A 21,794-nucleotide genomic window follows, 5' to 3' on the forward strand; every position below is an offset into this window, starting at 1 on the left:
TGGTCACAAAATCCTGAAATTGTGGCAAAAGGAAAACATAATATGAATACAAAAATAGTAATCCGTAGTCTCATTTTATTCTTGATTTGCATTGTAAAAACAAATGCTCAGGGAGTATTAACTATTGAAGATGCTCTAAAAACAGCATTAGAAAACAATTACGACATTAAAATTGCGGCTAACAATTTGAAAGTAAACCAAACCAATAATACTATTGGAAATGCAGGAATGCTTCCTACTCTAACCGCAAATGTAGTTGACAACAACAACATTCAAAACCTGTCCCAAATTCGTCTTGACGGAACAGAAAATAGTTTAAACAATGCTAAAAATAACAGTCTGAATTATGGTGTAAGTCTAGGCTGGACTATTTTTGACGGTATGAGTATGTTTGCCAAAAGAGAGCAATTTCAGGAACTTCAAAAACTCGGAGAATCGCAATTAAAACTAAGCATTTTAACTAAAATTGCCGATGTTTATGCCACTTATTTTGATTTAGTACAACAACAACAGCAATTAGCTGCATTAGACTCAACACTGGTTATTTCTAATCAACGATTAACTTTAGCACAAAACCGATTTAGCATAGGTAAGGCTTCAAAACTAGAGGTCTTAAACGCTCAGGTTGATTTGAATACCGACAAAGTAACGCTGTTAAAACAAAAAGAATTATTTGCCAATACTAAAATTCTTTTGAATCAAATACTAGCCAGAGATACTAAAATAGATTTTCAGGTAAGCACTATTTTTAATGTGGATGCTCATTTAAAACTGGATGAATTAAGTAATTTGGCACAAAAACAAAATCCGCAATTGCAGGCACAAATTATCAACAAAAGAGTAGCCGAATTACAATTAAAGCAAGTAAAAGCTACCCGATATCCTACAATAAGAGTCAATACAGCTTACAACTTTAGTGAAACCGAATCCAGTTTAGGTTTTGTCACTCAGTCTTCTTCAAGAGGATTTAATTATGGGTTAAGCGCTTCCTTAAATTTGTTTGATGGTTTTGCCCAACATCGTAATGAAAAAATAGCCAATCTGGCAATTGAAAATGCCAAATTACAAATTGAACAACAAAACCTAAATTTGGAAACCCAATTAGCAACTGCCTACCAAACCTATTTAACCAATTTAGAACTTATTAAATTAGAAGAAACCAATCAAGCAATTGCCAAGCAAAATCTGGCAATTACACTGGATAAATTTCATATTGGCACCATAACCACATTAGAATTCAGAACCGCTCAATTAAATTTTGTAAATGCTACTGTGCGTTATACTAATGCACAATTTCAAGCCAAATTATCCGAAATTGCACTAAAAGAATTAGCCGGAAATATGAGTTTTTAATTTATTTTTGTCAAAAAAAATACATCAATGACTTCATACAACCCAAAAGATTGGATTCGTTTTATCTTTTTTATCAGTAAGGCAGATACCATTCGAAAATTATTCCCAATAATGATCCTTATCGGAATATACTCTGGAATTATTGGCTATTTAGAACTCGTATATTGGCATTTACCCGAAAACAGTTATGTAAAAAACATTTCTGTGATGCACAGTATGCTAGGTTTTGTCATTTCATTATTGCTGGCTTATCGAACCAATACAGCTTATGACCGCTGGTGGGAAGGACGAAAAATGTGGGGGGCTCTGGTAAATAGTAGTCGAAATTTAGCCTTAAAACTATCGGCAATTTTAACCACCGAAAGTGACCGTAGTTTTTTTAGAAAAATAATTCCCGGCTATGCTTCTATTTTGCAGAAACATTTAGACGATAGTGATACCGCAAAACAATTGTTTGATGATGTTGATTTAGAAATTGACCATCACAAACACAAACCTAATCAACTGGCTAAAATGTTGTTCCAAAAAGTCAATGATTTATATGTTACCAAAAAAATTACCGGCGACCAGTTAATCATTATCAATAACGAACTGCAATCTTTCACCGATATCTGTGGGGCTTGTGAGCGAATTAAAAACACCCCCATTCCCTACTCTTACAGTGCATTTATAAAAAAATTCATTTTTATTTATGTACTTACCCTGCCTTTTGCTTATGTTTTTATTTTGGGATATTATGTTATTCCTGTAGTGGTTTTTATATTTTATGTCTTGGCAAGTTTAGAATTAATTGCCGAAGAAATTGAAGATCCATTTGGAACGGATGCTAATGATCTACCTACCAAAAAAATTGCAGAAAACATTAAAAAACATGTAGAAGAAATCATTTAGATTTTCTGAAAATTAATTTTAAAATTTCGAAAATACATTGATTTTAAATAACAAAAACTCGGTTTAATAACTTTGAAGCTCGGTTGACAATGTTTATATTTGCAGCCTTATTAAAATTTACAAATGAAAATATCATACAACTGGTTAAAACAATTCATTAAAACCGATTGGAATTCAGAACAAACAGCAGCATTACTGACTGATTTAGGTCTTGAGGTAGAAGTTGTTGAAAAATATCAATCTGTAAAAGGAGGATTAGAAGGTATTGTAGTAGGTCATGTACTTACTTGTGTACCACATCCTGATGCCGACAGACTAAAAGTTACAACTGTTGACATAGGAAATGGTACTCCAATACAGGTTGTATGTGGAGCTTCGAATGTGGCAGCGGGACAAAAAGTACCTGTAGCCACTATTGGTACTGTATTATATGATAAAGAAGGAAGTTCATTTACCATAAAAAAAGGAAAAATCCGCGGACAGGAAAGCCACGGAATGATTTGTGCCGAAGACGAATTAGGTCTTGGAACTGGTCATGACGGAATTATGGTTTTGGATGATGCCTTAGTTCCTGGAACTCCGGCAGCCAAAGTTTTCAAAATAGAAAATGACGAAGTTTTCGAAATAGGCTTAACGCCAAATCGCGCCGATGCCATGAGTCATTTAGGTACAGCGAGAGATTTGAGAGCCGGATTATTACAAAACGGGGTTAGTGTCGAATTAATTACGCCATCTGTAAGTAATTTTAGAGTAGACATGCGTACTTTAAAGATTGACGTTAAGGTTGATTCACCTGCATTAGCACCTCGTTATTGTGGAGTTACCATTTCGGGTATTACGGTAAAACCTTCACCAGCCTGGTTACAAGATCGTTTAAAAGCTATTGGGATCAATCCAAAAAACAATATTGTCGATGTAACCAATTATGTTTTACATGATTTAGGACAACCTTTACACGCTTTTGATGCAGCAAAAATCAACGGAAAAATTCATGTAAAAACGGTCGAAGCTGGAACAAAATTCACCACTTTAGACGATGTTGAAAGAACCTTACACGAAGAAGATTTGATGATTTGTGACGAAAAAGGTCCAATGTGTATTGCAGGGGTTTTTGGTGGTCAAAAATCGGGAGTGACTGATAATACGACTTCTATCTTCTTAGAAAGTGCTTATTTTAATCCTGTAAGCGTTAGAAAAACAGCCAAAAGACATCAATTAAATACCGATGCCTCTTTTAGATTTGAAAGAGGAATCGATCCTAGTATTACAGCTTATGCCTTAAAACGTGCGGCTTTGTTAATCCAGGAAGTTGCCGGAGGTCAAATCACTTCTGATCTTATCGATATCTACACTAAAAAAGTGGAAGATTTCTCAGTATTTGTAAATTTTGATAAAGTCAATAAAATTATTGGACAACAAATCCCAAAAGACATTATCAAAAAAATATTAGCATCATTAGATATTAAAATAAATAGTGTTTCGGATGCCGGTTTAGGTTTGACTATTCCTGCTTACCGCGTTGATGTTCAAAGGGAAATTGATGTTATTGAAGAAATCCTAAGAGTTTACGGTTACAATAAAATTGATTTTTCGAATAAAGTAAACGCTACTGTTTTTAACGCGCCAAGGAACGAAGATTATAAGTTGCAAAATATCGTTGGAAATCAATTGAATTCACAAGGATTCCACGAAATAATGGCTAATTCATTGACTACGTCTGCTTATGTTCAACTTTCAGAAATGCTAAAAGAAGAACACAATGTAACGATGTTAAATCCATTGAGTAATGATTTGGCAACTATGCGTCAATCTTTATTATTCTCGGGATTAGAAGCTATTGCTTACAACATTAACCGTAAAAATGCCGATTTAAGATTGTTTGAATTTGGAAAATCATACCATAAATTCCTTTCCGGCTATGAAGAACACAAACATCTTACTTTGTTTTTAACCGGAAACAGAAACCAGGAAAACTGGACTAATCCACAAAAACCTTCTGATTTCTTTTTATTCAAAGGTTATGTAGAAGGAATTTTTTCGAGATTAGGAATTCAAAAAATACAAAACAGCCCTGTAAAATCGGATGTTTTCTCTGAAGGAATTGCCATTGGAACAACTCAAAATACGTTGGTAGAATTTGGTGTAGTAAAAAAATCAATCCTAAAACACTTCGGAATCAAACAAGAGGTTTTTTATGCTGATTTTAATTGGGAAGCTATTTTAAAAACTATTCCTAACAAAATTAAATATACTGAAATCACTAAATATCCTGAGGTAAGAAGAGATTTAGCCTTACTGATTGATGAAAATGTAAACTACGACAGTATTTACGCAATTGCCAGACAAACAGAGAAAAGCCTATTGAAAGACATCAACCTTTTTGATGTTTACGAAGGTAAAAACCTTCCTGAAGGTAAAAAATCCTACGCTTTAAGCTTCATTCTTCAAGACGATTCAAAAACACTTACCGATGCTCAAATTGACAAAATCATGGGCAAATTGCAAAAGAATTTTGAAACAGAACTTGGAGCAAGTTTGAGATAAAAGACTAAAAAACATCAATAGAAAAAAGCTAACTTAAGAAATTTAAGTTAGCTTTTTTTTATATAATGTTGTCCCGTCCTGAAACAGCCCAAAACCAAACAAGTCTCTTTTAGCTTATAAAACACTTACAATTAGCACACTAAAATCACACTAAACAAAAAAAAGCTTAGTCAAACTATATGTTTAACTAAGCTTTTTCTATTTTATATTATTGTATTTATTATTATATACAATAAATTATCAATGTAGTTGACTACAAAAATTCTCCGTGTTGAGAGATGTCTAATCCTAACTCTTCTTTATCCTCACTAACTCTTAATGGAGTAATTTTGTTCACAATAAAGAATAAAGCATAAGAAGCACAGAATGCAAAAACAGATACAATTACTAACGCTGTTAATTGGTTGATGAATAATGTTGATTCACCAAAGATAAGACCTTGGTCAACAACAGCTGGGTTAACGTCTTTAGAAGCAAAAACTCCTGTTAACAACATACCTACCATACCTCCAACACCGTGACAAGCAAATACGTCTAAAGCATCATCAATTTTTCCTTTAGGGAATTTACTCACCAAAATATTACTTACAATACTACTAAACAATCCAATGAAAATTGCATGAGGAATACTAACAAAACCAGCCGCTGGAGTTATCGCTACTAAACCTACAACAGATCCAATACAAGCTCCCATAGCAGATAATTTATGACCTAATATTTTATCCAAAAATACCCAAGCCATACCTGCAGCAGCAGCAGCAACTGTAGTTGTTCCTAAAGCCTGAACTGCTAATCCATTAGAACCTAAAGCTGAACCTGCATTGAATCCAAACCATCCAAACCATAATAAAGCTGTACCTAATAATACGTAAGTGATACGAGCAGGATTCACTTTTTGTACTTTTCTTTTTCCTAAAAAGATTGCACCTGCAAGAGCAGCCCATCCTGCACTCATATGTACTACTGTACCACCTGCAAAATCCAATACTCCCATTTTAAAGAAATATCCATCAGAATGCCAAGTCATGTGACATAATGGAGTATAAATAAATAGAACAAATAAAACCATAAATAACATATACGCCCAAAAACGAACTCTTTCAGCAAAAGCTCCTGTAATCAAAGCTGGCGTAATAATAGCAAATTTAGCCTGAAACAATGCAAACAACATAAAAGGAATTGTTCCCCAGGCTGTTGAAACACCTACATTTTGAAACATTAAAAACTCTGATGGATCTCCAATAACTCCTCCTATAGAAGTTCCAAAAGATAAACTGAATCCAATAACAACCCATAAAATTGTTACAATAAGCATAGCAACAAAACTTTGTAGCATTGTACTGATTACATTTTTTTTACCTACCATACCTCCGTAGAAAAATCCTAATCCAGGAGTCATGATTAATACTAAAGCTGTTGCAACAATCATCCAGGCTGTATCTCCTGTATCAAATTTTGCTGCCTCTGCAGGAACTGTAACTCCAGTTAAAATAGAACTTGAAAATAGTGTAACGACTAATAACGCAATCATTATCACACTTAAACTAATTTTTCTCATATTGTTTTGGTTTAAATTTTTACCAAAAATATAAAACAACTAACATACCCCCTAAAAAACAACAGTAAATGTTTTTACTTTTATTATTAATTCATTTTAGACCCCATAATTTTATGGGTACTACCTCCAAAATATGCAAAAAATAACGATTTGTTAAATTCCGACACTTACTTTTTTAAGATTTTCTCAGCAAAATTAAATTTTACTCGATATTTTTTAGCGTAAATTCTTATTGTTTTTTATTTTTCGCAAAATAAAATCCGTTTAACCAATTATTACATTGCCAAAATCGAAATTTCAGAAACAAATTGCATCAAATATTTAAACCTCTTAATAATAATTAAATTATAGTCTCAAAATAAAACCAACAAAGCACATTAATAAGCATTTACATTTTTTTTTAATTAAAATCTAAGACCACAGTATTCTTGTATTTTAAAATTTATTATTTTTAATAAAAAATATCCTATATGCTAGTAAAAGTCTATGGAAGTGCCGTTTTTGGTGTAGAAGCCACAACTATAACAGTTGAAGTAAATATAGATAAAGGAGTGGGCTACCATTTAGTTGGTTTACCTGACAATGCGATAAAAGAAAGTAGTTACCGAATTGCCGCTGCATTAAAAAACAATTCTTATATGCTACCCGGTAAAAAAATTACCATTAATATGGCTCCAGCCGATTTACGCAAAGAAGGTTCAGCTTACGACCTTACTCTTGCTCTGGGTATTCTTGTTGCTTCAGGACAAATTAAAGGAGAAGAAATTGACCAATACATTATTATGGGCGAATTATCACTTGATGGAAGTTTACAACCCATAAAAGGAGCTTTACCCATAGCTATTAAAGCAAAAGAAGAAGGTTTTAAAGGTTTCTTTCTCCCGAAACAAAATGTAAAAGAAGCCGCCATAGTAAAAGGACTAGATGTTTATGGTATTGAAAATGTACAGGAAATCATTGATTTCTTTGAAGGAAAAGGCAATTTGGAACCCACAAAAATCGATACCAGAGCCGAATTCTATAAAGATTTAGATTTCCCGGAATTTGATTTTTCTGATGTTAAAGGACAAGAAAGCATTAAAAGATGTATGGAAATTGCCGCTGCCGGCGGACATAATATCATATTAATTGGCCCTCCGGGAGCAGGAAAAACAATGCTCGCAAAGCGTTTACCAAGTATTCTTCCACCAATGACTTTGCACGAAGCACTGGAAACCACTAAAATTCATAGTGTAGCCGGAAAACTCAAAGAAGTTGGATTAATGAATCAAAGACCTTTCCGCAGCCCGCACCACACGATTTCAAACGTAGCGCTAGTTGGCGGAGGCAGTTATCCGCAACCGGGAGAAATATCGATGGCACATAACGGCGTTTTATTTTTAGATGAATTACCCGAATTCAAACGCGATGTTCTTGAAGTTATGCGCCAACCTCTAGAAGACAGGGAAGTAACTATTTCGAGAGCCAAATTTACAGTAACTTATCCTTCTTCATTTATGTTAGTAGCCAGCATGAATCCGAGTCCTAGTGGATTTTTCAATGATCCAAACGCCGCTCAAACCGCTTCTCCTTATGAAATGCAACGTTATTTAAGTAAAATCTCCGGACCATTATTAGACCGAATTGACATTCATATTGAAGTAACGCCGGTTCCTTTCGAAAAATTATCGGATAATCAAAAAACCGAAAACAGCATGAGTATTCGAAAAAGAGTAACAGCAGCGCGCGAAATTCAATCTACCCGATTTGAAACAATGGACAATATCCATTACAATGCACAAATGAGTACCAAACACATCAGAGAATATTGTGTACTGGACGAAGATTCAAAATCATTATTGAAAAATGCTATGGAACGATTGAATCTTTCGGCCCGGGCCTACGATCGAATTTTAAAAGTAGCACGCACCATCGCCGACTTAGAAGCCTCTGAAGATGTAATTTCTAATCACATTGCCGAAGCCATTCAATACCGAAGTTTGGATAGAGATGGGTGGTTGGGGTAATTAGATTTTTGAATGCGGATTAACGATTCTTGATTTCAGATTCTGTGTTAGTTATAAAAATAATTTGTTTTCAATGACTATAAAAATCTGAAATCAAGAATCGTTTAATCAAAAATCTACAATCATTTTATTTAAACTTAGCTATTCCAGCTTTCAACCAATTGTAATATTCTTCGACACCAACATAACTAATCGTTGGATTTTCAGTATTTAAACTATTACCTTCTAAATCGGTTAATACATACAAAGGCTGCGTATTGGTTTTGTATTTAGAAATCATAAAATCAGTCCACTTCTCTCCTATTGTTTTTATTTCTTCACCAGTACTTGGCGAAATAAACTGCTGCTCTTTAGGTAAATCCCTTTTATCATCTACATATAATGATATGAGAACAATTTTATCTTTTAAAATTGGTAAAACTTTGGCATCTGACCAAACATTGTTTTCCATTTTTCGACAATTCACACAAGCAAACCCTGTAAAATCAAGCATAATTGGTTTGTTTACTTTTTTGGCGTAAGCCAATCCATATTGGTAATTATCAAAAACAAGCAACCCATGAGGACCTATTTTTCCACCTTCAGGCAAATCAATTTTAGCCGAATTTCCACCCGAAACACTTAATCCCATTGGACTTTCGCTGTATTGCATTGGTGGTGGAAATGCGCTGATTATTTTCAAAGGTGCTCCCCAAAGTCCCGGAATTAAATAAATAGTAAAAGTTAACACCAACAATCCCATGCCTAATCGTCCAACCGAAATGTGCGTAATCGGGCTATCATGCGGTAAACTTATCTTTCCAAATAAATACAAGGCTAAAGCTCCAAAAATAGCTATCCAAATAGCTAAAAATACTTCTCTTTCCAATATATGCAATTGCAAAACCAAATCGGCATTCGATAAAAATTTAAAAGCCAAAGCCAATTCTAAGAATCCTAAAAATACTTTTACCGTATTCAACCAGCCTCCCGATTTAGGTAACGAATTCAACCAACCCGGAAACATAGCAAATAACATAAATGGCAAGGCCAAAGCCAATGAAAAACCAAGCATTCCTATTATAGGTGCAATTCCTCCATTGGAAGCAGCTTCAACCAACAATGTTCCTACAATAGGTCCTGTACAGGAAAAAGAAACAACCGCCAAGGCTAATGCCATAAATACAATTCCAATAACTCCTCCTTTATCAGCCTGACTATCCACTTTATTGGCCCAGGAATTAGGTAACATAATTTCGAAAGCTCCTAAAAATGAAACCGCAAAAACTACTAATAACACAAAAAATAACAGATTAAACCAAACATTAGTTGACAAAGCATTTAAGGCATCGGCACCAAAAATCCATGTGATTAAAATTCCTAATAACACATAAATTACAATAATCGAAATTCCGTAAATAATAGCATTTCGAATTCCTTTGGCTCGTGTTTTACTTTGTTTGGTAAAAAAACTAACCGTCATAGGAATCATCGGAAATACACAAGGTGTCAATAAAGCTGCAAATCCGGATAAAAAAGCAATGATAAAAATGGACCAAATACTTCTTGGAGTATTTTCGGGAGCTGTTGCTACAACTTCTTTTTCAGATTTTTCAATAATATTGCTCTCGCCGAGACCAGGAGTTATCGAGTCTGTTTTTATAGTATCAACTGCTTTTTTATTCAGAACTACTTTATCCAAAACCTTCTCTTCTTGTCCCGGAGTTACAGCAACAATTGCATTATTAGCGGGAATTTGGAAAGTAAATTTCTTAGATTGATTAATACATACTTCTTTACATACCTGATAATTCAATTCCGCTTCAATCTTGTTTAATTTTGGATTGGTTAGTTTAATTTCTTGTTGAATTTGGGCTTTTCCTTCAAAAAAAGTTTCGTTTACTTCAAAAACATCGTTATAAGCCGTTCGGGTTTTACTTTCTTTGGCTTTGCCAATTAAACTAAAATTTCCCGATTGATTTTTAAAAACAACCTCCATAGCCAGCGGCCCTCCATCGGGAGTAAACTGCGAATACATGTGCCATTCTTTCTCAATTACCGCATTAAAAGTCAATACAAAAACACCTTCTGATTTTTGTTCTATTTTAGTTGTCCACTTTACAGGATCTAAAATTTGTGAATTGACATTGGTAAAAACCAAAAAAGCGATAAGTAGAAATAATAGTTTTTTCATTATTGCAATGCTATTTTTAATATATTTTTTGTAGAATTATCAATTTTAAATCGTTCATCTTGTCGAATACCAAGCACCCAGACAATTTGATCTGCCGACCATAAAACCCAACAATTTTCTTTTTCTAATAAAGATAATTTTTCGTCTTTAAAAAGTTTGCTCAGTTTTTTAGACTTTCCATTCATTCCAAAAGGCTGAAAAGAATCCCCTTCTTCCCATCGTTTCAAAATCAATGGATAAACCAATTTATCCTGGTCAACAAATATAATTGAATTTGAAGCTCCTGAAATGTCGTCTGCTCTAGAAAAAGTAAGATTTAAGGGAAAATTAACTTCTCTAACATTTTTTTCTATAAAATACACCTCAACTTCCTTTTCCTGAAGAATCGGACTCAACATCAATACTTCTCTATCTTTCAACAAACGATAATTTGGAGCATAAACCTGCTTCCCGGATTGACTTTCGACCAAAGCATAAATATCTTCCCAAGCAGTAAAGCCAAATTCATGCAACCATTGGTACAAATAGGATCTATAATTGGGTAATCTTAGCAACTGATTCAAATCAAAAACTATGGTTTCACCTTCTTCTCTTGCTACTTGCTGGTACACCATAATAGCAGCATCTTCAACTAATTCCTGAGATTCTTTTAAATGCGATTGCGTTTTTTGAAAAGATTCCATAAACTGCGGATTCAATTCTTTCAACAAGGGAACTAAATGATGTCTGATTTTATTTCGTAAATATTTATCCGAAGCATTGCTGCTGTCTTCTCGCCATTGAATGTTATTTTCTTTGGCATAAACCAAAATTTCTGCTCTTGTAAAAGGCAAAATCGGACGTACAATTTTATCGTTTTGAGCCGGAATTCCAAGCAAACCTTCTAATCCGGTTCCGCGACTCAAATTGATTAAAAAAGTTTCTATAGTATCATCGGCATGATGTGCCGTTAAAATGTAATCGTAATTTTCGGTTTCTAACAATTCGTAAAACCAATTGTAACGCAATTCCCGGGCTGCAATTTGTGTTGAAAGTTTGTAATCTTGAGCAAAAGTTTCGGTATCAAACTGAGTCAAAAAAAGCGGAATTTCATTTTCATTAGCATATTCCTGAATAAAATTCTGATCACCAAAACTCTCTAATCCTCTTAACTGAAAATTACAATGTGCTAAAGCAATAGAATAGTGTAATTCTCTAAACAAATGAACCATAACCATACTGTCAATTCCCCCGCTGGTAGCCATAAGTAGTTTGCTCTTTTCTAAAAAAGGAAAATTTTGACTGATATGTTTTTTGAGTTTGTCGAGCATAGTATTTATTTTAAGACTTCAAACATGGCCTTGGCTTTGAGTAAACATTCTTCATATTCTTTCTCAGGAACAGAAAGCGAAGTAATGGCACTTCCTACCGAAAAAGACAAATACTGATTGTGCTGATTGTACAAAATACTTCGAATAACCACATTAAAATCAAAATTGCCTTCGGGAGTAAAATAACCCACTGCTCCACTGTACAAACCTCTTTTAGTTTCTTCCAGTTCTTCGATAATTTTCATCACCGAAATCTTGGGTGCTCCTGTCATACTACCCATTGGAAAAGTATGTCTTAAAGCATCTACAGCAGCGTATTGTGCATCTAATTTTGAAGTAATGGTAGAAATCATTTGGTGCACTTGCAAGAAAGAGTAAATACCACACAATTCAGTTACTTGCACCGAACCTTTTTGTGCCGTATGAGATAAATCATTTCGAACCAAATCGGTTATCATAATATTTTCGGCACGTTCTTTAGCATCAGCCGCTAATTTATTTTTAGATTCTTCGTCTTTAATTGGGTCTAAAAATCGTTTGGCTGTTCCTTTTATCGGCTGAGAAATCAACAAATCCCCGTCTTTTTTTAAATAACGCTCCGGCGAAGCAGATAACAAAAATTGTTTGTGATTTTTAAAAAATACGGCAAAAGGCGGTTTCGAAATTTCATTCAACTTTAAAAAAGTATCCAAAGGATCAATTCGGGCATTTTCGGCATAAAACTCCATGCAAAAATTAGCTTCATACAAATCGCCATGATGAATGTGTTCCAGCATTTTAGACACTTTTTCGCGATATGCCTCTGCGGAAATTCGTTGTTGAATTGTGATATTGGTTTCTAAAGTCTCAAAATTAACCGCAATACCTCTAATTTCTTCCCAATCGGATTCAAATTCATCATCACAAAAATGCAAATAACGAATTTCAAGTTGTTTTCCTTTGGCTAAAAATAGTTTTTGGGGCTGAAAGAAAAACAAATCAGGAAATTCTAATCCATCAAAATTTTTCGAAACTAAGTTCTCTGTATCATTTTTTAAATCATAAGACAAATAACCAAATAACCAATCTTTGCTGGTTTGTTGGTACTGCTTTAAATCTTCAAAAGCATTAAAATAGTCTGTTTTGATCGAAGTAAAAGCATCAACAGCCAGAATCCAATCGTAGCTGGAATAGTCTTGCTGATACTGGTTGCTATCCATAAAAGTCACTTCCCTAAACTGTTGTGACCACAATAAAAGCTGTTTTTTTATATCGACGAGATGCGTTATGTCTTGTAAAAAGGATGTTCTCAAAGCAAAATTTTAAAAAGTAAAATTACAATAAAAAAAAATAGTTTCTCCGGAAGAAATTACACAAAACTTTTGCTTAGTTAAACAAATATTAAAAAAGATTTTTCTTACTCAAAAACCTTATATTTGATATGAAATTCAGTACAAAAATTTCAAGAAAAACCAATCAAAAAAACATCCACTTTAAAAGTATAAATCTATGAACCAAATTGTAAAAAGTAGCTTGCTATTATTCACTTTTACGACATTATTGATTAGCTGCAAAAAAGCTGAAGCACCAGAAGAACTCTCAACAAACCATGTTACTCCAGAAGCAGCAATTTCTTCTTCTGCCGCAGTAGAAAAAAAAGACAGTACCCGAAAATTTGTGCGTACTGCCGACTTAAAATTCAGAGTAAAAAATGTTCCTCAAACTACTTACGCAATTGAAAACATTATCAATAAATTTGATGGCTTTGTAACCTATACCAACTTACAAAGTAACATTATTGATGAATTTGAAACTAAAATAAGCCAGGACAGTACCCTTGAAACCACCCGCTATAATGTGGAAAACAACATCACTATCAGAGTACCTAACAAACGTCTGGATACAGTAATCAAGTGCATTGCTAAGCAAATTGATTTTCTGGATTATCGCATTATTAAAGCAGATGATGTTTCTCTAAAAATGCTTTCAAACCAACTCGCTCAACAGCGAAGTACTGCTAAAGAAAAAAGAGTTGAAAAAGCCATTGACAGCAAAGGCAAAAAAATCAATGATGTTATGGAAGCCGAAAATAATTTGGCAAACCAAAAAGAACAAAAAGATGCTGCTAAACTGGAAAACCTTTCGATACAGGATCAAATTAATTTCAGCACCTTATCGATTCAAATATACCAACGCGAATCGGTAAAACAGGAAATGGTTGCCAATACCAAAGATTACAACTATTACAAACCTAATATTGGAATTCGCCTACTCGATTCACTAAAAACGGGATGGAATGTTTTGCTTGATATTATTGTATTTCTGTTTCAAATTTGGTGGTTGTTATTGATAGGTTTTGGAGGATACTTTACTTATAAAAAATACTTTATGAAAGAGTAATGTAAAAACGGTGATTGCAAGACAAAAAAATTGAATTACAAAATAACCAATCAAACAAGCATAAAAAACGGCGCAAACTCTATAGAGACCTGCGCCGTTTTTTATCCCAAAATACCAAAGGAATCATCAATTCTAAACAACTAAAACAACTTGTATATCCTGTGAATAGGAATCATTACTCCTTGTTTTAAAATAACATTTTTGTCCGTAACCGCCCAAACAGTAGTATCTACTATCTTTTTGGATTCGTTGTCCTCAAAAAAGATTTTAATTTTTGAATGTTCTAAATTGCCCAGAGACAAAGCCCGATTAATATCGCTTATTCTTGTTTTTATTTCATTATCATCGTCAAGAACATCGGTTGTTGGAAACTTAAGAGAAGCTATATCTTCTTTCTCAATGATTGCAAATTCTTCTGTCATAATCTTAAAATTTAATTAATTACTAAGCCTAATTATTGAGTAAAACAAAATGCTTTAAAACTATTTGCTACAACAATAATCATTACTTAAAAATAAAACCTAATCTTTACTTTAAATGCCAATTTTTTATTAATTTTTTCACTATCCAATAAAAAATAATGTAACAACTTATTTCTCTTGCCTTTAGAGTAAAAGGAACATTTATTACAACAAATCCTAAATCTTGAAAATTTAGAATTAACTTTCTTTCATTAACTAAAAAACCTACTTTTGAAACTTTCTAATATTAATTCAAAGTAGCTGATTACCAATTATCAATTGAGTTCTCTTTGTTTCAACTATTGATTTTTCTAAACAATGAAGAAAATATTCGCACTCCTTTTTATTATATTTTTCTTTGTGCAATGCAGCAGCATAAAAAAGAACAATACTCATTTGCAACAACAAATCGGAGTAAACCAACTTAAAAAAGACGTTGATTTTGCTCAAAAAAAAATTCAAAAACTCCATCCTAAACTGGATTATTACATCAGTAAAGAACGTTTGAATCATCATTTTGACAGTTTGAAATCTACTATTGATAAAGCAATGACTCCACTTGAGTTTTATAAAAAAATCAGTCCTGTAGTTGCTTACATAAAACAAGGTCATAGTTATGTATTAGCTCCCGAAAAAGCATTTTCGAAAAAAGAAACCAAAGCAATTCAAAAAAAAGGAATTGGTCCCTTTTCACAATTTGATTTTTCTTTTTACAATAATAAATTATATGTTATCAAAAACAAATCGTACAACAAATCAATAACAGCGGGAACTGAAGTCTTTTCGGTCAACGGCATAAAACCAAAAGAACTTATTGAGGAATACAATCAGTTTTACAGTTCGGATGGTTTTAATACAACTTATAAAAAACAAATTGCCGCCAAACGATTTATTTCGGCTTTTACCACCGAATACGGAATAAAAGACAGTCTGAAATACGTTTTTAAATTAAATGATAGTATTCAATCCTTTACCATTAAAAGATTTAAACTCGATAGTATTGAAAAAAAAGTTCAAAAACTAACTCAAAAAACTGCTGTTAAAACTCCTGCAATCAGCAGAGAGAAAAAACAGGCTTTGAGAAGAAAAAAACGAATTAACGGATACGATAAACTAAGCAATACTTTTATTAGAACACTTGATTTTTTTCAAAAAGACAGTAGCGTAGCTATTCTAAAAATTAAAGGCTTCAAAAAAGGGAATTTCAGAAAATTTTACAAAGAAAGTTTTAGCGAAATACAAAAACAAAATACGCAAACCCTAGTTATCGATTTAAGAAACAACGGTGGCGGTCGATTAAGCGAAATCATTAATCTTTATAGCTACCTCTCAGACTCTACTTTTGTATTCTTAAAAAAATCAGAAGTCGTTTCCAGAGCCAGTATGTTTGAAGGTGCTTATTTCAACAAAGGTTCTTTTCCTGTAAAAGCTGTAAAAGCCATTTTCTCGCCATTTGTTTACGGTTATTTGCTGTTTTCTGTTCATAAAGACAAAGACGGCAAGAATTATATTTCCTCCGAAACCCAACCTCAAAAAATCGATAAAAAAGCCTTTAAAGGAAAAATTTATGTATTGATAAACGGAGCTAGTTTTTCGGCTTCAAGTATTTTATCTTCCAATTTAAAAGGCAGTGAAAGAGCCACATTTCTAGGTGAAGAAACGGGTGGCGATTATAACGGTACAGTAGCCGGATTTATGCCAATTGTAACATTACCGCATTCAAAACTAAAAGTTAGAATTGGAATAATGAACATAGCTCCCTATTATCAAACTGAAATCTTTGGACATGGTATTTACCCTGATGTACCTATAATTCCTTCATTAGAAGACCAAATTCAGGGAAAAGATCCTGAACTGAACTGGATTTTAAACCAAAAACAACAATAATTTTTTTTCAATAACCAAAATGGAATTTGAATTGTCTGTAGTTTAGACTAGTATAATTGATTTTTGAAATTATCATTACTACTTATTTTTGTAATTGCAATTGATTTTTAACGCAAGCAAACATCGCTATTTCTTTAAAAATCATTAACTTAGTAGAACCAATTTTAAACATACAGCAATATGAACAACGTAAAAGAATTAAATAAATGGGCCAATGCGCACACTTATTTCAGCTTAGATTTAGTACGAATTGCACTTGGAGTGTTTTTATTCGTAAAAGGAGTCCATTTTATCACTAATATTCAATATTTAGTCGATTTGATTTCTCCTATTGACAAAATTGGAGGGGGAATGTTTATGGTTCACTACATTACTCCTGCCCACATGATTGGAGGAATAATGATTGCTTTTGGGTTACTGACCCGTTGGGCTATCATAGCACAATTACCTATTTTAATAGGTGCTGTTTTAGTAAATTTTATGGGGCAAATGCAATCTGAGAGTTTATTTCTTGCCTTAGGTACTTTGATGGTTTGTTTGTTTTTCTTAGTGTATGGAAGCGGGAAAAACTCAGCCGATTATTATTTTAAAATGTATCAATAAAATTCAATTATAAAACTGATTTGCACAATACAGCAAATCTTTATACTACTTAAAGCCCGATTTTATCGGGCTTTTTTTTGTTGTTCTATAAGCCGTTGGGTGAAATTATTAAAAACGTTAGTTTGAATGTTTTTGCTTAATCATGAAGCTTCGGAAGAAATAAAAAATACCTGATGCCACAGGCAGCTATCGAGAACAGTTTTTAATGATAACTTTTATATACCTTAATTCATCCCTTTTCTACGTATAATTTAAACATTTTTAACAATGTAAAATTTTACTTAGTACGTATGCGTGTTTTTAAAAACATAAAAAACAATACATTAATTCAATTTTATGTTTTTACACCTGTTTTTTATTGTTTTAAAACATAAACAAAGTCGGTTTAAAAAGCTGGTTTTTACTGCGCAAGACGTTAAGCGTAAGTAGAATTACGTAAGTATATTTGCAATGTAAAACAATTTAATATAAAACTTTAAAATCAACGATTATGAAATTACTTAAAACACTTTCTTTATCAATAATTGGATTAGTAGGTACCGGGGCAATGGCTCAGGAGTTCAGTTCTGATATTCAAATCAGACCCCGATATGAATACACAAACGGTTTTGGAACATTATTAACCCCTACTACTGAACATACTTCATTTGTTGGAAATCGTGCAAGATTAAACTTAAATTACAAAGATGAAAAATTAGCTGTAAAATTGGCTTTACAAAATGTACGTACCTGGGGTGCTGTAAACCATCTTACAGGAGGTGTTTCAAATGCAACGAACAGTTTTGTGCTGTTTGAAGGATGGGCACAATACAGTTTTACTGATAAATGGAGTACTAAAGTAGGTCGTCAAGTAATATCTTATGATAACCAAAGAATCTTTGGAGGATTAGATTGGGCAAATCAGGGACGTAGCTTTGATGCAGCTTTATTCAAATATAAAGGAGCTAAAAGCCAATTGGATTTAGGATTTGCATTAAATGCAAAAGACGAAACTAAAACGACTCCAAGCTTCCCTACTTCAGTTTCATTTGGAAGTGATTTAGATTTTAAAGATTTTCAATATGCCTGGTACCACACTTCTATCAAAAAATTAGGAGTAAGCTTTTTAGCCTTGAATATAGGAAGAGAATACATGAAAACGCTAACAGAAGCAGAAACAAATTACTACCAAACATTTGGTACTTATGCTAATTATGCTGGTAAAAAATTAAGTCTTGACTTTAGTTTCTACGGACAAACCGGAAAAATTGAAACAAACAAAGTTTCGGCTTGGCAAACAGCAGCTAATTTAGGATATGCTTTTTCGCCTAAATTCAAAGCTACTTTAGGATATGAGTTCTTATCAGGAAAAGACCTAGGTACCTCTCCTACAATGGTTAAATCATTCAATCCTGTTTTTGGTACAAACCACGCTTTTAATGGTTTTATGGATTATTTCTACGTAGGAAACCACGCTAACTCAGTAGGTTTACAAGATCTTACTTTAAAATTAGACTTCCCCATCAAAAAAGTGAACTTGTCTGTTGCTCCTCATTTATTTTATACTGCAAATGAATTGAATGCAACTGATGATAAATACCTGGGAACTGAGGTTGATGTAACAGCAGTTTACAAAGCAAGTAAAGACATTACACTTATTGCAGGATATTCTCAAATGTTTGGTTCTGATTCTATGGTAGCCTTAAAAGGTGGCTTGAACGACACCACTAACAACTGGGCTTATTTAATGGTGAACATCAACCCACAAATATTCTCCAGCAAAAAATAATTAAAGTAATTAGCTTTATAAAATTTCAAATAAAATAGAGTATTACAATTTCTATAAAAAGAAGCCCCATAATCATAATCCTATTATTATTACAACAAAAATCGAAGCCTGAAAACTTCGATTTTTTTTATGCTCTTTACTCAGAAAATAGTATTCTTGCAGGAATTCTACAAAAAAGTAAAACAACAATGAACATCGAAGATCTGGCAGGTAACTTTCAAATTATAGGAAGCAATCAGGATGCCGAAGAAAACAATTACAAAGGAACACTTTCTTTAAGTTTAGACATTAACAAAAGAATCATAGCCAAATGGCTCATTAATAATAGTCAACTCCAAACAGGAACCGGTTTTTTTAGAGATAATATTCTTGTAATCAATTTCAATTACGAAGGAGAGGATTTCAATATTTATAAAGGTGTTGCAGTCTATCGTTGTTTATCCAAAGATCTCTTAGATGGCTTTTGGTCTGAAAAACATGGCAATCCACTGTATTTAGGCAAAGAACGTTGTTTTAGAATTAACGAAATTACAAACTAAGTTAAAAGTCCGAAGTTGAAACTAAGAACTAGGGACTAATTACTAAGAACTAAGGACTCGTTACTGAAAACAAAACTTGCAGAAAGCACTCAATAAGTGTACTTTCGCCAAAAAAAATAAACAATGAGCATAGATAGAGAATTAAATAAACGCAGCGGAGGAAAATGTGAACTTTGCGGAGCTACCGAAAACCTAAAAGTGTACGAAGTACTTCCTACAAAAAAAGGCGGAATTGACGAAGCCGTCCAGGCATGCGCTACTTGTGTTGACCAAATTGAAAATCCTGGTAACGAAGATTTAAACCACTGGAGATGCTTAAACGACAGTATGTGGAGTGAACACACTCCTGTACAAGTTGTAGCCTGGAGAATGTTGAGTCGTTTGCGTGCTGCGGGTTGGCCACAGGAATTACTGGACATGATGTATCTTGACGAAGATGTTTTAGAATGGGCAAAAGCAACCGGAGAAGGAGAAGACGACGAAAATAAAATCATCCACAGAGACAGTAACGGTGTAATTTTAGAACACGGAGATTCAGTAGTTTTGATAAAAGACTTAAAAGTAAAAGGTTCTAGTATGGTAGCCAAACAAGGGACTGCGGTAAGAAACATCCGTTTAGACCATGAAAATGCCGAATACATTGAAGGAAAAGTGGATGGTCAACAAATTGTAATTATCACTCAGTACGTGAAGAAAATCTAGAAAGCAGTCGGCAGAATACAGAACGCAATTTGTAAAAAAAGTAGATTTCAGATTAAGAATATTAAAATTCTAATTTGAAATCTGCTTTCTTGTTTTGCGGTCTGCCAACTGCATTCTGAAATCTGCCTTCTGCTAACTAAGAACTACTCTTCTACTTTCTTAATTACATTTCGGGCAACCTGAATTTTATATTTCTTGCCTTTCATTTTTTCGTCCTTAATATGATGAAGCAAATCTTTTACTTTAGAGTATTTTACAGCTGCAAACGAAATAAAATCCTTCACTTCTATCAATCCTAAATCGCCTTTTTCCAGTTTTCCTTTTTGGGAAAAGAAACCTACAATATCAATTTTATTCAGCTTATTTTTTTTCCCACCACTAATATAAATGGTTTGAAATTGTGGCGGTTTAGGCAAAGATTTTCCGTTTTCTACCGAAAAAACTTCGGTATTTTCATAATCCACATAATCCATTTTTTTCTCGGATTCATGTGCAATAATATAAGCCGTTCCAGTAGCAGTCATACGCGCTGTACGTCCGTTTCTGTGGGTAAATTCATCTTCTTTTAATGGCAAATGATAATGAATTACGTGATTCATTTCGGGAATATCCAGTCCGCGGGCAGCTAAATCAGTAGTAACCAAATAACTGACACTACCATTTCTAAACTGAATCAAAGCGCGTTCACGTTCTTCCTGATCCATTCCTCCATGATAATAGGTAGAATAAATTCCTTTTTCGTTCAAAGTATCACTAATTCGTTCAGCAGCATCACGGTGATTACAAAAAATAATCGCCGATTCAGATTTTAATGAACAAATCAACTGGAACAGGGAATTCAGCTTATCTTTTTCCTTAGAAATAACCAATTTCGTAGAAAGATTTGATTCTTCTTCAGTTTCCGGTATAAAATCTAAAACCGCCGGATTTACCACTCTGGTAAATTTTGGAATCTCAATATCAGAAGTTGCCGAAACCAAAACGCGTTTGTTGACTTTAGCCAATTTTCCAATGATAAAAGACATTTGCTCATGGAAACCCAATTGCAAAGACTTATCAAATTCGTCCAAAATTAAAGTCTGGATTTTATCCAATCTAAAACTTCCTCGCTCAATATGATCGGCAATTCTACCCGGTGTTCCTATTAAAACAGCTGGCGGATTGCTTAAATTTTTAATTTCAGTATCGATTGAATGTCCGCCATAGCAAACATTTACCTTATATGCCGTACCCATTTTTTTCCAAACCTGCTCAATTTGTAAACCTAATTCGCGCGATGGAACTAAAATTAAACATTGTACCGAAAGGATTTCAGGTTGCAACATTTCTAAAACTGGCAGTAAAAAAGCCAGAGTTTTTCCGGAACCTGTGGGTGAAAGCAACAAAACATTGTTTTCATTCAGGATGATTTCCTGAGCTGCTTCCTGCATTTCATTTAGGCTGTCGATACCTAAATTTAATAGTATATTATTGGAATGGTGTTTCTTATTCATGCCGCAAAGGTACTTAAAAAAAAGAAGTGGGAAGTCAGAAGTTAGAAGTGGGAAGTGAAACACTACAAAAAAAAGGTAGTGTCTCACTAACTGTGTAAGTTGAAAAGTTATTCTGAAAAATATTTGA

The 21,794-nt window shown here is 33.4% G+C and carries 16 protein-coding genes; 10 read left to right on the forward strand and 6 right to left on the reverse strand.

Annotated features, from left to right (window positions below; all coding sequences use genetic code 11):
* The first annotated feature begins 42 nt into the window (after positions 1–42).
* From BIW12_RS00775 to pheT, 3 genes are all read left to right on the forward strand, one after another.
* A complete protein-coding gene (locus BIW12_RS00775; RefSeq protein ID WP_071183360.1) occupies positions 43–1,353 on the forward strand; it encodes a TolC family protein in 1,311 nt (436 codons plus the stop codon).
* Positions 1,354–1,380: 27 nt separating this feature from the next.
* A complete protein-coding gene (locus BIW12_RS00780) occupies positions 1,381–2,244 on the forward strand; it encodes a bestrophin family protein (protein ID WP_071183361.1) in 864 nt (287 codons plus the stop codon).
* Positions 2,245–2,367: 123 nt separating this feature from the next.
* Complete coding sequence (pheT, locus tag BIW12_RS00785; RefSeq protein WP_071183362.1) at positions 2,368–4,788, forward strand: phenylalanine--tRNA ligase subunit beta; 2,421 nt, start codon at positions 2,368–2,370, stop codon at positions 4,786–4,788.
* Positions 4,789–5,041: 253 nt separating this feature from the next.
* Here the strand turns inward: pheT and BIW12_RS00790 are convergent, their stop codons facing one another.
* On the reverse strand, positions 5,042–6,346 hold the full coding sequence (locus tag BIW12_RS00790; protein WP_071186042.1) for an ammonium transporter: 1,305 nt from the start codon (positions 6,344–6,346) through the stop codon (positions 5,042–5,044).
* Between the two features lie 470 nt (positions 6,347–6,816).
* On the opposite strand from BIW12_RS00790, the gene BIW12_RS00795 reads away from it, so the two are divergent.
* A complete protein-coding gene (locus tag BIW12_RS00795; protein WP_071183363.1) occupies positions 6,817–8,352 on the forward strand; it encodes a YifB family Mg chelatase-like AAA ATPase in 1,536 nt (511 codons plus the stop codon).
* Between the two features lie 127 nt (positions 8,353–8,479).
* On the opposite strand, the gene BIW12_RS00800 is transcribed toward BIW12_RS00795, so the two are convergent.
* Genes BIW12_RS00800 through BIW12_RS00810 form a run of 3 tightly spaced genes read right to left on the reverse strand, consistent with a single transcriptional unit; the run spans position 8,480 to position 13,034 of the window.
* Positions 8,480–10,525: a protein-disulfide reductase DsbD family protein gene (locus tag BIW12_RS00800; protein ID WP_071183364.1), complete on the reverse strand. Its 2,046-nt coding sequence runs from the start codon at positions 10,523–10,525 to the stop codon at positions 8,480–8,482.
* Positions 10,525–11,835 (reverse strand): tRNA lysidine(34) synthetase TilS, encoded by a 1,311-nt coding sequence (gene tilS / locus BIW12_RS00805; protein WP_071183365.1) that lies wholly within the window; start codon positions 11,833–11,835, stop codon positions 10,525–10,527. Before tilS ends, BIW12_RS00800 begins: the two co-directional genes overlap by 1 nt.
* 5 nt (positions 11,836–11,840) lie before the next feature.
* Positions 11,841–13,034 (reverse strand): anthranilate synthase component I family protein, encoded by a 1,194-nt coding sequence (locus BIW12_RS00810; RefSeq protein ID WP_394332091.1) that lies wholly within the window; start codon positions 13,032–13,034, stop codon positions 11,841–11,843.
* Positions 13,035–13,323: 289 nt separating this feature from the next.
* Between BIW12_RS00810 and BIW12_RS00815 the strand changes: the two genes are divergently transcribed.
* Entirely contained in the window at positions 13,324–14,214 is an 891-nt protein-coding gene (locus BIW12_RS00815; protein ID WP_071183367.1) for a DUF4349 domain-containing protein, read from the forward strand.
* A 140-nt stretch (positions 14,215–14,354) separates the two neighbouring features.
* Here the strand turns inward: BIW12_RS00815 and BIW12_RS00820 are convergent, their stop codons facing one another.
* The gene (locus BIW12_RS00820) at positions 14,355–14,636 is read right to left on the reverse strand and encodes a hypothetical protein (RefSeq protein WP_071183368.1); all 282 of its coding nucleotides are present in this window, start codon (positions 14,634–14,636) and stop codon (positions 14,355–14,357) included.
* Between the two features lie 357 nt (positions 14,637–14,993).
* On the opposite strand from BIW12_RS00820, the gene BIW12_RS00825 reads away from it, so the two are divergent.
* The 5 genes from BIW12_RS00825 (at position 14,994) to BIW12_RS00845 (ending at position 20,174) form a co-directional block, all read left to right on the forward strand.
* Positions 14,994–16,562 (forward strand): S41 family peptidase, encoded by a 1,569-nt coding sequence (locus BIW12_RS00825; RefSeq protein ID WP_071183369.1) that lies wholly within the window; start codon positions 14,994–14,996, stop codon positions 16,560–16,562.
* Positions 16,563–16,742: 180 nt separating this feature from the next.
* Positions 16,743–17,165, forward strand: a complete 423-nt coding sequence (locus BIW12_RS00830; protein ID WP_071183370.1) for a DoxX family protein — start codon at positions 16,743–16,745, stop codon at positions 17,163–17,165.
* 490 nt (positions 17,166–17,655) lie between these two features.
* The gene (locus BIW12_RS00835) at positions 17,656–18,933 is read left to right on the forward strand and encodes an alginate export family protein (RefSeq protein WP_071183371.1); all 1,278 of its coding nucleotides are present in this window, start codon (positions 17,656–17,658) and stop codon (positions 18,931–18,933) included.
* 188 nt (positions 18,934–19,121) lie between these two features.
* Entirely contained in the window at positions 19,122–19,472 is a 351-nt protein-coding gene (locus tag BIW12_RS00840) for a hypothetical protein (protein ID WP_071183372.1), read from the forward strand.
* Between the two features lie 123 nt (positions 19,473–19,595).
* Positions 19,596–20,174, forward strand: a complete 579-nt coding sequence (locus BIW12_RS00845; protein WP_071183373.1) for a PhnA domain-containing protein — start codon at positions 19,596–19,598, stop codon at positions 20,172–20,174.
* Positions 20,175–20,317: 143 nt separating this feature from the next.
* Here BIW12_RS00845 and BIW12_RS00850 read toward each other — a convergent pair whose 3' ends face one another.
* Positions 20,318–21,667 carry a DEAD/DEAH box helicase gene (locus BIW12_RS00850; protein ID WP_071183374.1) on the reverse strand — a complete coding sequence of 450 codons (1,350 nt, stop codon included), beginning with the start codon at positions 21,665–21,667 and terminating at the stop codon, positions 20,318–20,320.
* Positions 21,668–21,794: the final 127 nt, after the last annotated feature.

Origin of the sequence: Flavobacterium commune, from assembly GCF_001857965.1 — a bacterium.
GTDB lineage: Bacteria > Bacteroidota > Bacteroidia > Flavobacteriales > Flavobacteriaceae > Flavobacterium > Flavobacterium commune.